The sequence below is a fragment of the Streptomyces sp. NPDC002926 genome (genome assembly GCF_053591755.1).
This window is the reverse complement of sequence record NZ_JBSFUK010000005.1, coordinates 395182-409572: the sequence shown is the minus strand read 5'-3', so window position 1 is coordinate 409572 and position 14391 is coordinate 395182. Positions and strand designations below refer to the sequence as shown.

Genomic DNA, 14391 nt, shown 5'->3' with positions numbered 1-14391 from the left:
AGGTGTGATGCTCCGTACCACCGTCCGCCCCGAGGGGTCCCCTTCACGGGGCAATGCCTCACACTGGTGTCCCGTGAGCTCTTCCCCCATACCCACCCGCGTTGTGCTGCTCGCGGGCCCCTCAGGTTCCGGAAAGTCCTCCCTCGCCGCCCGTACCGGCCTGCCGGTACTGCGCCTGGACGACTTCTACAAGGAGGGTGACGACCCGACGTTGCCGCTCGTCGAGGGCAGTACGGACATCGACTGGGACTCGCCGCTGTCGTGGGACGCGGACGCGGCGGTGGCCGCGATCGTCGAACTGTGCGCTGCGGGACGTACGACGGTCCCCGTGTACGACATCGCGACGAGCTCCCGCATCGACCGGGAGGCGCTCGACATCGACCGCACGCCGCTGTTCGTGGCGGAGGGCATTTTCGCGGCGGACATCGTCGGTCGCTGCCAGGACCTCGGCGTACTGGCGGACGCGCTGTGCCTGCGCGGCCGACCGTCGACGACGTTTCGCCGCCGGCTGGCGCGGGATCTGCGCGAAGGCCGCAAATCGGTGGGGTTCCTGCTGCGGCGGGGCTGGCGTCTGATGCGCGCGGAACGCGGCATCGTGGCGCGCCAGACGCAGTTGGGCGCGCACCCCTGCGGGAAGGCGGAGGCACTGGGCCGCCTCGCGGCGGCCGCGGCGGGCCGCTGCCGGACGCCCGCGGCACGGACGTCGGCGTAGCGGACGTCGGCGCCGCCGGTCACCCTTCCCCGCATCGGCCCGTACCGCCGGTGCGCGGGTCACCGCAAACAGAGAAAAGCGGGGCCGGACAAGACCCCCCCGGCCTGTCCGGTCCCGCTCTGTATCCCCCGTGACCCCGGTCGGTCCCCCGTGACCCCCGTGGATCCCCCGATCCCGCCGTCTCCCCCGAAACGGCGGCCCCGTTCCCCCCGTTGCCCTCAGGCCACCAGCTCGCCGAAGGACTCTTCCTCGTCACGGCCGAAGCTGAGGACCTCGTCCTCACGCAGCCGGCGGAGCGACCGCCAGATGCTCGACTTCACCGTGCCGACACTGATGTCCAGGATCTCCGCGATCTCCGGGTCCGTGCGGCCCTCGTAGTAACGGAGGACGAGCATCGTCCGCTGGAGTTCGGGAAGCCTGGCCAGCGCCTGCCAGAGCACCGCGCGCAGTTCCGTACCGCGCATGGCGTCGATGTCGCTCGCCGTCTCCGGCAGCTCCTCCGTCGGGTACTCGTTGAGCTTGCGCCGGCGCCAGGCGCTGATGTGCAGGTTGGTCATGGTGCGGCGGAGGTAGCCCCCGACCGCCGCCTTGTCGCTGATCCTGTCCCAGGCCCGGTATGTCGAGAAGAGGGCGCTCTGCAGCAGATCCTCCGCCTCGAACCGGTCACCGGTCAGGTGGTACGCGGTCGCGTACAGGGAGGCACGGCGTTCCTGCACGTAGGCGGTGAACTCCGCCTCGGACAGGCTCGTCCGCTCCCCCGTTACCTCCCGGTACGCCTCCCCGCCGCCCCCCACAGGCGCGTCAACCACCGCCATGTACGACGGCTTGTGCTGACGCCCGGCGCCGCGAACGCACCCCCGCCCGTTCACAGCGCCGGACTTCTCCGTGCTCCGCACGACGTCGTGGAGACGCGTGACAACTGCGCTTGAGGTGGTGCTGTGCAGTGCGTTCATCTCGCGCCCCCCGTCGATTGGAGTCTGCTTCGGTCCGTGTGCCAAGAAGCTTGCCCAGGCAGTTTCATGGCGGTGTCCGCCGACTGTCACAGGCGCGTCACAAGCCCCGCCGGAATGGTCGCGGAGGCGGTCGGAAGGCAGTCGGAAAGCGTTTTGGGAAAGGGCTTGCACGGCTTGCCACAAGGGGAGGAGTCGTGTGAGAGCCCACCAACTGTCGAACTCCGGCTCCCCCATGGGTCAGAATGACCTCCGTGCCCTTCCTGTTGCTGATCGAGGACGACGACGCCATCCGCACGGCCCTCGAACTTTCCCTGTCCCGCCAGGGCCACCGAGTGGCCACCGCGGCGACGGGAGAGGACGGCCTGAAGCTGCTCCGCGAGCAGCGGCCGGACCTGATCGTGCTGGATGTGATGCTGCCCGGCATCGACGGTTTCGAGGTGTGCCGGCGGATCAGGCGCACCGACCAGCTGCCGATCATTCTGCTGACCGCACGCAGCGACGACATCGATGTGGTCGTGGGCCTCGAGTCGGGCGCGGACGATTATGTCGTGAAGCCCGTCCAGGGCCGTGTGCTGGACGCCCGTATCCGTGCCGTGCTGCGGCGCGGTGAGCGCGAGTCCACCGACTCGGCGACCTTCGGCTCGCTGGTGATCGACCGCTCCGCGATGACGGTCACCAAGAACGGCGAGGATCTTCAGCTCACGCCGACCGAACTGCGGCTGCTGCTCGAGCTCAGCCGACGGCCCGGACAGGCGCTGTCGCGGCAGCAGCTGCTCCGGCTGGTGTGGGAGCACGACTACCTCGGTGACTCGCGGCTGGTCGACGCCTGTGTGCAGCGGCTGCGGGCGAAGGTCGAGGACGTGCCGTCCTCGCCGACCCTGATCCGTACGGTGCGTGGCGTGGGCTACCGGCTGGACGTCCCGCAGTGAGCGACACGCGTGCCGCAACGCCCATGGACGGAACAGCCGGGTGACCACTGCCGCCAAGCGCGCGATCCTCGCCGGACTCCGCTGGACGAGCCTGAGGCTCCGACTTGTCGTCGTCTTCGCGCTGGTCGCGCTGACCGCCGCGGTGTCCGCCTCGGGCATCGCGTACTGGCTCAACCGCGAAGCCGTGCTGACCCGTACCCAGGACGCGGCGCTCGGCGACTTCCGGCAGGAGATGCAGAACCGGGCGGCGGCGCTGCCGCTGCGTCCGACGCAGAACGAACTCCAGAAGGCGGCCGAGCAGATGGCGGGCGGCAGCGCCGGCTACAGCGTGCTGCTCATCGGCGAGCGCGCCAAGGGCAAGCCGATCGTCGGTACGTCCGACCCGGACAGTTTCACGCTCGACGACGTACCGGCGAGACTGCAGGAAGCGGTGAACCAGCGGCAGGACGTCGGGGCCGGCAACTCCGTCCCGTACCACCTGTACTGGCAGCGCACCGAGCGCAACGGCAAGCCCCATCTCGTCGGCGGCACCAGGATCGTCGGCGGCGGGCCGACCGGCTACGTCTTCAAGTCACTGGACCAGGAGCGTCAGGACCTCAACTCGCTCGCATGGTCGCTGGCGATCGCCACCGCGCTGGCCCTCATCGGCTCCGCGCTGCTCGCGCAGGCCGCGGCCACGACCGTACTCAAGCCCGTGCACCGGCTGGGTGAGGCGGCGCGGCGCCTCGGCGAGGGCAAGCTCGACACCCGGCTTCGGGTCTCCGGCACGGACGAACTGGCCGAGCTGGCAAGGACGTTCAACAAGACCGCGGAATCGCTGGAGAAGAAGGTCGCGGACATGAGCGCACGGGAGGAGTCCAGCCGTCGCTTCGTCGCCGACATGTCGCACGAGCTGCGCACCCCGCTGACCGCTCTCACCGCCGTCACCGAGGTGCTCGAGGACGAGGCCGACAGCCTCGACCCGATGATCGCGCCCGCCGTGAACCTGGTGGTGAGCGAGACCCGGCGGCTGGGCGATCTGGTGGAGAACCTGATGGAGGTCACCCGCTTCGACGCGGGCACGGCCCGGCTCGTACTGGACACGGTGGACGTCGCCGACCAGGTCACCGCCTGCATCGACGCGCGCGCCTGGCTCGACGCGGTGGATCTGGACGCCGAGCGCGGGATCATCGCGCTGCTCGATCCGCGCCGGCTCGATGTGATCCTGGCCAATCTGATCGGCAACGCACTCAAGCACGGCGGCTCGCCGGTACGGGTGTCGGTGCGGCCGGTCGACCACGAACTGCTGATCGAGGTTCGCGACCACGGGCCCGGCATCCCCGAGGACGTCCTGCCGCATGTCTTCGACCGCTTCTACAAGGCGAGCGCCTCCCGGCCGCGCTCCGAGGGCAGCGGTCTCGGGCTGTCGATCGCGATGGAGAACGCCCATATCCACGGCGGCGACATCACCGCGGCCAACTCCGCGGACGGGGACGGTGCGGTGTTCGTACTGCGGCTGCCGCGCGACGCCTCGTCGCTGAGGGACGGCGACGGACACGGCGGCACGGACCCGGACGCCGGTACGGACCCCGACGCCGACGGCGACGCGGGCCGCGCCGACGGCCGTGGAGAGGAAGACGCCCAGTGACGCCGAAGAGCCGTACCCGGCGGGCGGCAGTGTCGATCGCCGTACTCGTGGGCGTCGTCGCGCTCGGCGGCTGCGGGATCAGGACCACCCAGGTGCCGGTCGACGCCGGGCCCGCGCCCTCGCGGGTGCCCTGCGAGGTGTCCGGGGAGAGCATCACCCCCCAGACACAGGAGCAGGGCGTCCCGGTCCGCGTCTACCTGGTCTGCGCCTCGCAGCTGGAGTCCGTGGACCGTACGGCGCGGATGCCCGGGGAGAAGGGCGTCGACAGCCGCGTACGGGTCGCGCAGGCGCTTCTCGACGAGCTCGAGAAGGAGCCCTCGCCCCCGGAACACGAGGCCGGCTTCGCCACGTACGTACGCGGGCCGCTGGTCCTGACGGGTGCCCGCAAGGGCGATCCCGCGGGCACCCTGCGCCTCAGCCGCCAGCCGGAGGATCTGCCGGCGCAGGCACTGACCCAGATCGTCTGCACCTTCGCGGAGAGCAGGGCTGCCGCCACGAGCGGTTCGGTGCTGCTCGGCGGACCCGGGGAGTACCCGCCCCGGGCGTACCAGTGCTCCGCCGGGATCAAGGAACGGCCGGATGAGGCGGTGCCGACACTCGGCGCGCTCCCGTCGTCCTCCGCCGCTCCCTGACCAACGTCGCAGCCCTGTCCGGAGCCTGGTCCGGAGCCGGTTCGAAAGCCGATTCCGGAGGGGGTTCAGGGGCGGGTTCCGCTTCCTCTTAGACGCTCGCGGAACCGATCCCGGCGAAGCGTGCGTCTTGGGGGGCGTGCAGCGTCAAGGTCCGGTCGGCAGTGCCGCCATCCGCTTCCGCGCGGCGGGGGTCATCCTCCTCCTCGCGCATCTGCTGCTCGTTTCCTGGCTGACGCTGCGCCCACTGGACGTGGTGTGGGTGACGGCCGCGAATCTCGAGCCGCTCGCCGGGATAAAGGCGGATCTGGCGATGGGCACTGTCGAAGCCGCGCGCCGCATCGGCGAAGGCCTGCTGCTGCTGGCCCCGCTCGGCATACTGCTGCCGATGGCGGGCGGCCGGCTCACCGTCTCTCCGCTGGCATCGATGGCCCGTACGGTCGCGGCCGGGGCGCTGCTGTCGCTCGGCATCGAGCTGCTGCAGACCGGGGTGCCCGGACAGGTCGTCGATGTGGACTCCCTGCTGCTGAACACGGCCGGGGTCGCGCTGGCCCATCTGGCCTTCGTGCCCGCGGGCCGGGCCCGGCTCCGCCGCAGGCAGGGACGGGCGGCCGCGGGCTCCACCAGGCAGCGGCACGGCGCCATGCTGCGGGAGGAGTCGTCTCAGGGGCCGACCCCGACGATTCCAAGGGTCGGGATCGCACCGTAGAGCGACGCTCCGACCCCTTTCGCGAAGCCACTATGGATGCATCGGGAGCACAACAGACGCTCCCCAACAGGTTCTCGCGAAGGAGCCCACCATGGCCGCACTTGTCCGCCCCCGAGACGGACGCATGATCGGTGGAGTGTGCGGGGCGCTGGCACGGCGCTTCGGCACCTCCGCGACCACGATGCGTGTGATCTTCCTGCTCTCATGTCTGCTGCCCGGCCCGCAGTTCCTGCTCTACCTGGCGCTGTGGGTGCTGCTGCCGTCCGAGAAGGCCGCCGGCACGGCCTGGTAGCAGGACCGGACGCCCGGTAACAGGTCCGCGCGGCGCGGTCGTACGTCGGTACGGCACGGTTGTACGCCGTCATCGCCCCGTCGTGAGCAGTCAGCCGGCAAGCACCTGGACGACCTTCGCCAGCTGTTTGTCGGCGACCTCCTGCGGGACGCGCGGCGGTGTGCGCCGCGCGAGGTCCAGCGCCATGAAACGCGCCACGGTCGCTCCCTTGCGGACCACGACCATGTGGATCGGGGCGACGGCGCCCTCGTTGGTCCCGACGGTGGTCCAGCTGACCGTCTCGTCGGCGCCGCGGGTGGTGAAGGCCGCGGCCTTCACCTCGCGGTAGGCGCCGCTGCGGCCGTCGAGGGTCGCACCGAAGCCGCCACCGCACGCCGCCACCGCCGACTTGAGTCCGGCCATCAGCTTTCCGGCGTCCGCCCGGCTGTACGAACTGAGCGAGGCGGAGACCGCGAGTCCGAGATTCTTGAGGGAGCCGAGACCGCGACTGACGGTGCGGTCGGCCTGCGGGCTCGGTCTGTCGCCCATGGCATCGGCGAGCGGCTGGCACTGGGGCTTGTCGGAGGCGGGCTGACCGGAGGGCGCGAGCGCGCTCTTCCCCGAGGACACCTGGAAGCCGGCCAGATCGCCGGTGGCCAGTGCGGCCCGCTCCAGCTGCGGCCCGTTGAGCGGCGCGGACGCATCGCTGCCGCCGGCTCCACCACCGCCCTTGCCCGTATCGGTACCCGTACCAGTACCCGTACCTGCGGACGTGGCCGTGACCGTGGACGCGGGCGTGTCCTTGGCGGGGCGCCCGTCGTCGCCCCTCGTACAGGCCGTGGCCAACAGGAGCGCGGGGACGGTGGCGAGTGTGGTCAGTCCTGCGGTCTTCACGCGCATGGCCGCGATCCTGGCACAAGCGAAGTGGGTGTACACCCGATTCGGGCGTACACCCACCTCTTGCGTACGGAGCCGGCGTACGTCAGCTGAGACCGGGCAGGCCGCCGCCGGCCGGCAGACCGCCGGCCAGCGGAAGGCCGCCCAGCAGCCCACCGACCGGGTCGACGGCCTGGTCGGTGGGCAGTTGGGGGGCGCCCGCCGGAAGCTTGGTGAGCGCATCGTGGACCGGCACGACGCTGGGGACGGAGTCGGGGACGGGTACGGCGGCGGCCGTGCCGGCGGCGGCAGCGGCAAAGGCGGCGCCGACGACGGCGACACCGAGAGTCTTGGCAGCAGACTGCTTCATCAGGGGTGAGTCCTTGGGACGGGGATTATGAGCGACTCTGCAAGCTAGCCACGCTCGCACAGGGGTCGCAAATACCACGAAGCGGCCGGAAGTTGACATTCCCGGCCGCTTCGGTATAGGTGTCGCGATCAGCTGCCACCGTGGGAAGAATCGCTGGTCGTGGCGGTCTGCCGGAACAGCCACTCGGACTTCAGCTCGGCGTATCCGGGCTTGATCACATCGCTGATCATCGCCAGTCGTTCATCGAAAGGAATGAACGCCGACTTCATCGCATTGACGGTGAACCACTGCATGTCGTCGAGGGTGTATCCGAAGGTCTCGGTCAGCAGCTCGAATTCGCGGCTCATGCTCGTACCACTCATCAGCCGGTTGTCGGTGTTGACCGTCGCCCTGAAGTGCAGCCTGCGCAGCAGGCCGATGGGGTGTTCGGCGTACGAAGCGGCCGCGCCGGTCTGCAGATTGGACGTCGGGCACAGCTCCAGGGGGATGCGCTTGTCCCGTACGTACGAGGCGAGCCGCCCGAGTTTCACACTGCCGTCATCGGCGACCGTGATGTCGTCGATGATCCGCACGCCGTGCCCGAGCCGGTCGGCACCGCACCACTGGAGCGCCTGCCAGATCGACGGGAGTCCGAAGGCCTCGCCCGCGTGGATCGTGAAGTGGTTGTTCTCCCTCTTCAGGAACTCGAAGGCGTCGAGGTGGCGGGTGGGCGGGAAGCCCGCTTCGGCTCCGGCGATGTCGAAGCCGACGACGCCCATATCCCGGTAGCGGTTGGCCAGCTCGGCGATCTCCAGGGCGCGAGCGGCGTGCCGCATCGCGGTGAGCAGGGCGCCGACACGGATACGGTGGCCGCTCTCGCGGGCCAGCCGCTCGCCTTCGCGGAAGCCGGCGTTGACCGCCTCGACGACCTCCTCGAGGCTCAGGCCGGCTTCCAGGTGCTGCTCGGGTGCGTACCTGACCTCGGCGTAGACGACTCCGTCCTCGGCAAGGTCCTCGGCGCACTCGGCGGCGACGCGGAAGAGCGCCTCGCGGGTCTGCATGACGGCGCAGGTGTGCGCGAAGGTCTCCAGATAGCGCTCCAGCGAGCCGGAGTAGGCCGCCTCGTGGAACCAGATGCCGAGCTTGTCGGGCTCGGTCTCGGGGAGCTCGTCGTAGCCCGTCTCGCGGGCGAGGTCGATGATCGTGCCCGGTCGCAGCCCGCCGTCGAGGTGGTCGTGGAGGAGCACCTTCGGAGCGCGGCGGATCTGGTCCGCGGAGGGCGTATTGAGGGTCTGGCTCGTCATCTGCGCACTCTACGCCCTACGCGCGTAGAGAGCGCCCCCTCACCCCGCCCGTCGATACATAACAGTGACCGTGCGGACGGGTCGCGTACACCTGTCCTTCTGAGAATGTTCTGTCATGGCACACCACGCACTGCCCCTGTGGTGGGGGCGTCCGGCCGATGAGGCCGGAGGAGCGGAAACCCGCCGTGAGGCGACCGTGGCAAGGGCGTCGCGAGGGAGCCGTACCCCGCCGCGCGCCCGCCTCGGACGCGCGAGCGGCGGACGCGTCGCCGGGCAGGACTCCGCGGTCTGCGGGGTGGTGCTGCTGCTGCCGGACGGCGAGCCGGAGTCCCTGCGCAGACCGTCCCGGCTCTCGTACACGGCGGCACTGCCGCTGGGCCGCGCGCTGGCCCGGGCGGGCCGCGCGGACGGGCTGGTGGTGCACCGGGTCCGTTACCGCTGCCGCGGCTGGAACGGCCCGGACGCGCATCTCGCGGCCGACGCGACATGGGCGGTGGACGAGGTGGTACGTCGCTACGGCGACGTCCCGGTGTGCCTCACCGGCCACGGCATGGGCGGCCGCGCGGCTCTGCACGCGGCGGGTCACCCGGCCGTCAACTCCGTGCTGGCGCTGGCCCCTTGGCTGCCGGAGGACGATGTGGCGGCCACACCGGAGCCGGTGAAGCAGCTGGCGGGGAAGCACGTGCTGATCGTGCACGGCACGAATGACACGCGCACGGACCCGGAGCTCTCGTTCCGCCTGGCCGAACGCGCGAAGAAGTCCCACCGCGACGTCTGCCGCTTCGAGGTCCACTCGGACGGCCACGCACTGCGCCAGCACGACGAGGAAGTCCGGGCGCTGGCGGCGGACTTCGTGCTGGGCGCGCTCTTCACCAGGACCTACGCCCGCCCGGTGGCGGACGCGCTTGCGGCGCCACCGCCGCTGGGCCTGCGGATGCCACTGGCGGCGGGCTTCGGCCGCGCACTGCGTCGGTAGGGTCCGCCCCGAAGCGCCGCCTAGATCCGGCTGGAGTGGTCGAGGACGCGGCGATGGGCGGGGGCGTCGGTCTGCAGGGCGTCCAGCGCGACGGGGTCGGCCGTGGACGACTTCGAGGACTGTTTCGGCGGGAGAAAGCACGGCGAAGTCACCTTGAGTGTCGCGAGGCCCTCACCCTTGGCGCGATCCACGACACCGGTGATGGCTTCCATCCAGTAGTCATCGGGCTCCGTGCGCATGCCGACCCGCGGAAACGGGTCGGCCCAGTCCTCGTCCGACGAGTTGGACTTGTAGCCCAACTTCAGCCAGGCGTCCCGTGCCTGGAGCACCAGCTTCTTGGCCTCGGAGCCGGGAACTCCGGTCAGCTCGTAGAACAGGGTGACCTGCACTCTGTCGTCGGCACTGCGGCCGTCACTGGCCAGGCAGGGGCCAATGGGCCGGGGGCCCGTGCGCTCCAGGGTCGGCTTGGGGGACATGCCGTCCGCAGCCTGGTGAATGATTTCTTCTGCTCGGTCGATCGCCTGCTGCTCGTCCATCGTGACCTGCTTCGGTGTCGTTCCGCCGTCTCCCTGCAATCCGCATGCCGTCACAGCGACCGTCATAGCGACCACGGCAGCAATCGACATTGCTCTGCGCAGATTCACGGCTGTCCTCCGGTGACGAACTTCGCCACGGTTTCGTCAGACGTCCGCGGATGCCGGACGGAGGACAGGCGTCGTCACCGCGACGCGCACCGCGCCGGTGGTCGAGGGAGCGAGCTGCGCGACCGTACCCTCTTCGACGTGAAGAGCGACGACGGCAGGGGTGCCCGCGCCCGTCTGAACATGGCGGACGTTCCAGCCTGCCCCCTCGAAATATTCTTGCGCGCGTGCCAGCGCCCGTACGGTCTCGGTCGTTGTCAGCGGCTGCGTCGACCACGTGTGGTGGGCCGACGTGTCGGCAGCGTCCTGGACCGTGCGCAGACCTTCACCTTCCTGTGTCGGAGCGGACTTGACCTGGAGGGCTTCGTAGATCCGGCTGGAGTGGTCGAGGGCGCGACGCTCGGCGGGGTCGTCGGTCTGCGGGGCGTCCAGCGCGACGGGGTCGGCCGTGGACGATGTCGAGGACTTCCCCGGGGGAAGGAAGCAGGGCGAGGTCACCGTGATCCCGGCAAGTCCCTCGCCCTTGGCGCGGTCCACGACACCGGTGACGGCACCCATCCAGAAGTCGTCGGTCTTGGTGCGCATGTCGACCGAGGGGAACGGGTCGGACCAGTCTCCGTCCCCGTCCGAGGACTGGAAGTCGTACCCCTGCTTCACCCAGGCGTCCCGTGCCTGCCTCACCAGATTCTTGGCCTCGGTACCCGGCACACCCGTTAGTTGGTAGGAAAGGCTGAGCTGCGCCCGCCCGCGGGAGTCGTGGTCGTCTGCGACGCATGCGCCGACGGCGGAGGGCCCGATCTGCTTCAGAATCGGCTTGGGCGACATGCCGTCCACCGCTTGGCGAACGATCTCCCCGGCCCGCTGGGTTGCCCGCTGCTCGTCCATGCTGACCTGCTTCACGTTCGTGCCTGTATCGCTGTCCCTCTGAGCTCCACACGCCGGCACCGCGACCGTCATGGCCAGCAGCGTCGCAATGGACACCCTTCTGGTCGCTGTCACGACTGTCCTCCGGTCACGATCTTGGCCATCCCTCGTAGGGAAGCTCCGTCCCAGTACTGCGAGTGGGCGGGAGTCCCGTTCAGACCCCAGTCCCCGCCATCGGCGACCTTGAACGTCCGCCCGCCGAAGTCGTCGCTGGTCGGATCGTAACCGTAGAGGATTGAGTGATCGTCGAAGAGTCGCATGTATGCCTTCGGGTTCAGGGGCGCCAAGGTGCCCGCAAATGGCGGGGCAAGGTTGATGAGGTCATTCGCGGCTGTCGCCGAGAACACCTGGTCGGCCGGAATATGCAGGTCCTTCGCGTGATCCACACCCACGCCCGGGCTGCCGACGAAAATGGCCTTGTCCACCGGCAGGTCAGGGTGGTCCCGCATGGTCTCGCCGGCAACCAAGGTGCCATAACTGTGGCCTAGGACAGTGGAGTTCACCTCCCCGGCATGAGCTGCGTCGATCCCGGTCAGGAAGTCGTTCAGCGGCTTCCGCGCATTGTCGGCCCACGTCGTTTCGGTGGCATCGCTCAGCACGCTCTGCGGGGCGTCGTAGCCGAGCCACAGGATCGACGCCGTCTGGTGGGCGGGATCGGCGATCGTGGCCTGCGTCCGCAACAGTTCGGCACGTCGAATGTCACCTTCGATGGAGCCCAGATTGGCCCCCGTTCCCGGAACATACGTCACCACGTTGTCAGCGGTATCCGGGTCGCCGATGGAGACGATGGCATGCCCCAGCTTGTTGGTGTCGAAGCCCAGAAGGTACGTCGGAGGAAGCCCGGACGAGGCCGAAGTGTACAAACGCTTCTGGATGGCGTTCACACCCCCCAACGACTCCTCCAGCTCCAACTTGCGGTCGCCGTACTTTTCGTGCCACTCCTGCCACTCGTCGCTGCGCACTGTCCTGCCGTGGCCGGGGTGCTTCGCGTATTTCGGCGGCTCCGGGGGAATCGCGTTGAGTTCGAGTTGGTACTGGGCGCGAGTTTCGGCAAACACCATGCGGTTCGCGTCGTCGCGGACGGTGGACGGGATGCCGTCGAGCGCTCCGATGGAGGCCGGGTAGAGGGTCGTGTACTCATCACGCTGCTCCTGGGACAGGCCCTTCCACCACTCGGCGTTGTGGGCTGGGGACTTGTCCTTGGGGATCTCCGATTCCTCGCGGTACTTGGAAGCCTTCCGGAGGTCTTTGGTGTCCCGTGCGGCGTCGATGAACATCGCGTCGGTGATGTCGAGGCCCTTGACGCCGTCCGGGATCTTGAGTTTGCGCAGGATGCCGGCGTACCGGCCGTCGATCTCGTCGGCTTCCCGGAGCGCGGTGGCGATGTTCTCGGCGATCTGCTCGGCCAGGGCCTTGTTGGCGTCGCTGCCGCCTTCGGCCCTGCCTGGCAGGAGGGGAACGGGGGCTCCGGGGCTGGCTGTTCCGCTGCCGGAGGCAGGCACCTTGATGAAGGACGGGGAGACGGGGTATTCGACGGAGCCGTCGGGGTTCACCGTGAACGTCCTGGGGGCCTCCGCCAGCGCATCCTTGAGCCTCTTCTGCGGGCCGGCGAGTTCGCCGGCCAGTCCGTTGAGGGCGGTGCGGATGAGTCCGCACTCGGCGTGGATGTACTGGTAGTTGCGGCTGAGCCGGGCCAGATCGCCGATGGCAGCATCGGCGGTGTGGCCCTTCTGGGTCTCGCGGAGCTTGCCGAGCATCTCGTTGTCGACGCGGTCCTTGGCGGCGTTGGCGCGGCTGGAGACCTTGCCCCAGCCGTCCGCCGCGTCCTCGTACTCCTTGGTATTCAGCTTCTCCAGCTGCTCCCAGGTGATCACCTCGGACCCCCGGTCCCGCCCTCGAAGGTCCGCTTGGTCGTGACCTCTCGCTCCCCGAACTCCTTGCCCGCGCCGCTGAGGGAGCCCTCGAGCCGCCCGCACTCGTCACGGACGGCGGTGAGACGCACCTTCCAGGAGGTCAGGACCTCGCTCATCGCCTTGGTGCTGTCCAACCCTGCGGTGCTCTTCGCCTCGACCTTGGCAGCCGTCTCCAGTTCGGTCAGCGCGGAGGCCGAGGACGTGTGCAGCGCACCGGCTACACCCGACGCGCGGGTCCAGGGCCCCTGGCTGGCCTTGTGGTCCGGGCCGCCCTTGCCGCCGTCTCCCGGCGCGTTCGCGGACGCCAGAGTCATCGTTGCCCCGGAGCTGTCCGCGTCGAAAAGCTCCTGCCATCTGGCGCTGAGCGCCATGAAGTGCCCCCCGTGGTCGTTTTGTTACTCCCGGGGAACTTAGCAACAGGAGAGTCTCCGAGGGACGGAAAGGGGCCGGAGATGAGTACCAGTACCTAGAAGAATGAGCATGCAACGTCGGGCCGGTCAGGGTCCGGAGTTCGCACCAGACGGTTGGTGGACGGTGACCGGGGGTGCCTTCGCCGAGGCGGCTGATGACGTTGCTCGGCAACTCGGCGGAAACTGACCCTCACTCCGGCAGCAAACGCCCCCGTCGCGACAGCAAGAACTTCTTGAATGCCGCCACCGGAGCCGTGTCCGGGTGGCCGTCCAGCCACGCCACGCCGATCTCCCGTACCGCACGCGGCGCCGTCACCGTCAGTTCCACGACGCCCGGGCGGGCCACCGCCGGGGGCGGAAGCAGGGCCACGCCCAGGCCCGCGGCCACCAGGCCGCGCAAGGTCTCCGCCTCCTCGCCCTCGAAGGCGATCCGCGGTGTGAAGCCAACCTCCGCGCACAGGTCGTCGGTGATGCGCCGCAGCCCGTAGCCGGGTTCGAGGGTCACGAAGGTTTCGTCCGCCGCTTCGGCCAGGCGGATCCGCTTACGGCCCGCCAGGCGGTGGTCGTCCGGCACGACCAGCCGTAGCCGCTGTTCGTCCAGGCGCCGGGCCACCAGGTCCGGCGCGTCCGGGACCGGCGAGGTCAGGCACAGGTCGAGATCCCCCGCGCGCAGGCGCTCGAGCATCGCCTCGCCGTAGTTCTGGACGAGCGTGAAGCGGATACGCGGATGGTCGGCGCGGAAGGCCCTGATCAGCCCCGGCACCGTCTCGGAGCCCATCGTGTGCAGAAAGCCGAACGCGACCTTGCCCCCGCTCGGGTCCGCGTCCGCCTGCACCGACTCCGCCGCCCGTTCCACCTCCGCCAGGGCCCGCTCGACGGAGGTGAGGAAGGTGCGGCCGGCCGGGGTCAGCGACACCGTACGGCCCTTGCGGGCGAACAAGGTGACCCCCAGGTCCTCCTCGAGCCGCACGATCGCCCGCGACAGCGTGGACTGCGGGACACCCATCTCCTGAGCGGCTCGCGTCACATGCTCGTGGCGGGCGACCCCGGCGAAGTACGCGAGGCGCGGAGCAAGCAGCAGCGCTGTGTCCCTTGCGTGTTCTTCGTAACTGCCTGGTGACAGCCGAGGCTGTGAGCTGTGTTGATGCGCCATGGGAACGATTATTGC

Annotated in this window: 16 protein-coding genes; 7 read left to right on the top strand and 9 right to left on the bottom strand. The window is 69.6% G+C overall.

What is annotated here, in order from left to right; translation table 11 throughout:
- Positions 1-7 precede the first annotated feature (7 nt).
- Positions 8-712 (top strand): uridine kinase family protein, encoded by a 705-nt coding sequence (locus tag ACWDZ6_RS13460; protein ID WP_451502936.1) that lies wholly within the window; start codon positions 8-10, stop codon positions 710-712.
- Positions 713-930: 218 nt separating this feature from the next.
- Here the strand turns inward: ACWDZ6_RS13460 and ACWDZ6_RS13455 are convergent, their stop codons facing one another.
- Complete coding sequence (locus tag ACWDZ6_RS13455; protein ID WP_366730139.1) at positions 931-1665, bottom strand: SigE family RNA polymerase sigma factor; 735 nt, start codon at positions 1663-1665, stop codon at positions 931-933.
- 251 nt (positions 1666-1916) lie between these two features.
- On the opposite strand from ACWDZ6_RS13455, the gene afsQ1 reads away from it, so the two are divergent.
- The 5 genes from afsQ1 to ACWDZ6_RS13430 all read left to right on the top strand — a co-directional run bounded on the left by afsQ1 (position 1917) and on the right by ACWDZ6_RS13430 (position 5851).
- On the top strand, positions 1917-2594 hold the full coding sequence (gene afsQ1 / locus ACWDZ6_RS13450; protein WP_175257369.1) for a two-component system response regulator AfsQ1: 678 nt from the start codon (positions 1917-1919) through the stop codon (positions 2592-2594).
- A gap of 40 nt (positions 2595-2634) precedes the next feature.
- Positions 2635-4221 carry an ATP-binding protein gene (locus ACWDZ6_RS13445; RefSeq protein ID WP_451502935.1) on the top strand — a complete coding sequence of 529 codons (1587 nt, stop codon included), beginning with the start codon at positions 2635-2637 and terminating at the stop codon, positions 4219-4221.
- Positions 4218-4853, top strand: a complete 636-nt coding sequence (locus ACWDZ6_RS13440; RefSeq protein ID WP_451502934.1) for a hypothetical protein — start codon at positions 4218-4220, stop codon at positions 4851-4853. Before ACWDZ6_RS13445 ends, ACWDZ6_RS13440 begins: the two co-directional genes overlap by 4 nt.
- A gap of 136 nt (positions 4854-4989) precedes the next feature.
- Positions 4990-5559 carry a VanZ family protein gene (locus tag ACWDZ6_RS13435; RefSeq protein ID WP_451502933.1) on the top strand — a complete coding sequence of 190 codons (570 nt, stop codon included), beginning with the start codon at positions 4990-4992 and terminating at the stop codon, positions 5557-5559.
- A 91-nt stretch (positions 5560-5650) separates the two neighbouring features.
- On the top strand, positions 5651-5851 hold the full coding sequence (locus ACWDZ6_RS13430; protein ID WP_326652156.1) for a PspC domain-containing protein: 201 nt from the start codon (positions 5651-5653) through the stop codon (positions 5849-5851).
- A 90-nt stretch (positions 5852-5941) separates the two neighbouring features.
- On the opposite strand, the gene ACWDZ6_RS13425 is transcribed toward ACWDZ6_RS13430, so the two are convergent.
- From ACWDZ6_RS13425 to ACWDZ6_RS13415, 3 genes are all read right to left on the bottom strand, one after another.
- Positions 5942-6730: a hypothetical protein gene (locus ACWDZ6_RS13425; RefSeq protein WP_451502932.1), complete on the bottom strand. Its 789-nt coding sequence runs from the start codon at positions 6728-6730 to the stop codon at positions 5942-5944.
- 82 nt (positions 6731-6812) lie between these two features.
- Positions 6813-7076 (bottom strand): hypothetical protein, encoded by a 264-nt coding sequence (locus ACWDZ6_RS13420; RefSeq protein ID WP_351444598.1) that lies wholly within the window; start codon positions 7074-7076, stop codon positions 6813-6815.
- 128 nt (positions 7077-7204) lie between these two features.
- Positions 7205-8359, bottom strand: coding sequence for an adenosine deaminase (locus ACWDZ6_RS13415; RefSeq protein WP_326652153.1), 1155 nt, complete (start codon positions 8357-8359; stop codon positions 7205-7207).
- A gap of 295 nt (positions 8360-8654) precedes the next feature.
- On the opposite strand from ACWDZ6_RS13415, the gene ACWDZ6_RS13410 reads away from it, so the two are divergent.
- A complete protein-coding gene (locus ACWDZ6_RS13410) occupies positions 8655-9335 on the top strand; it encodes an alpha/beta hydrolase (protein WP_451502973.1) in 681 nt (226 codons plus the stop codon).
- Positions 9336-9355: 20 nt separating this feature from the next.
- Here ACWDZ6_RS13410 and ACWDZ6_RS13405 read toward each other — a convergent pair whose 3' ends face one another.
- The 5 genes from ACWDZ6_RS13405 to ACWDZ6_RS13385 all read right to left on the bottom strand — a co-directional run bounded on the left by ACWDZ6_RS13405 (position 9356) and on the right by ACWDZ6_RS13385 (position 14376).
- Positions 9356-9937 carry a hypothetical protein gene (locus ACWDZ6_RS13405; RefSeq protein ID WP_451502931.1) on the bottom strand — a complete coding sequence of 194 codons (582 nt, stop codon included), beginning with the start codon at positions 9935-9937 and terminating at the stop codon, positions 9356-9358.
- Positions 9938-10015: 78 nt separating this feature from the next.
- The gene (locus ACWDZ6_RS13400; protein WP_451502930.1) at positions 10016-10876 is read right to left on the bottom strand and encodes a hypothetical protein; all 861 of its coding nucleotides are present in this window, start codon (positions 10874-10876) and stop codon (positions 10016-10018) included.
- Between the two features lie 95 nt (positions 10877-10971).
- Positions 10972-12774: an alpha/beta hydrolase gene (locus tag ACWDZ6_RS13395; protein ID WP_451502929.1), complete on the bottom strand. Its 1803-nt coding sequence runs from the start codon at positions 12772-12774 to the stop codon at positions 10972-10974.
- Positions 12771-13184: a hypothetical protein gene (locus tag ACWDZ6_RS13390; RefSeq protein WP_451502928.1), complete on the bottom strand. Its 414-nt coding sequence runs from the start codon at positions 13182-13184 to the stop codon at positions 12771-12773. The genes ACWDZ6_RS13395 and ACWDZ6_RS13390 overlap by 4 nt, the downstream gene beginning before the upstream one ends.
- Positions 13185-13413: 229 nt before the next feature.
- Complete coding sequence (locus tag ACWDZ6_RS13385) at positions 13414-14376, bottom strand: LysR family transcriptional regulator (RefSeq protein WP_451502927.1); 963 nt, start codon at positions 14374-14376, stop codon at positions 13414-13416.
- Positions 14377-14391 lie beyond the last annotated feature (15 nt).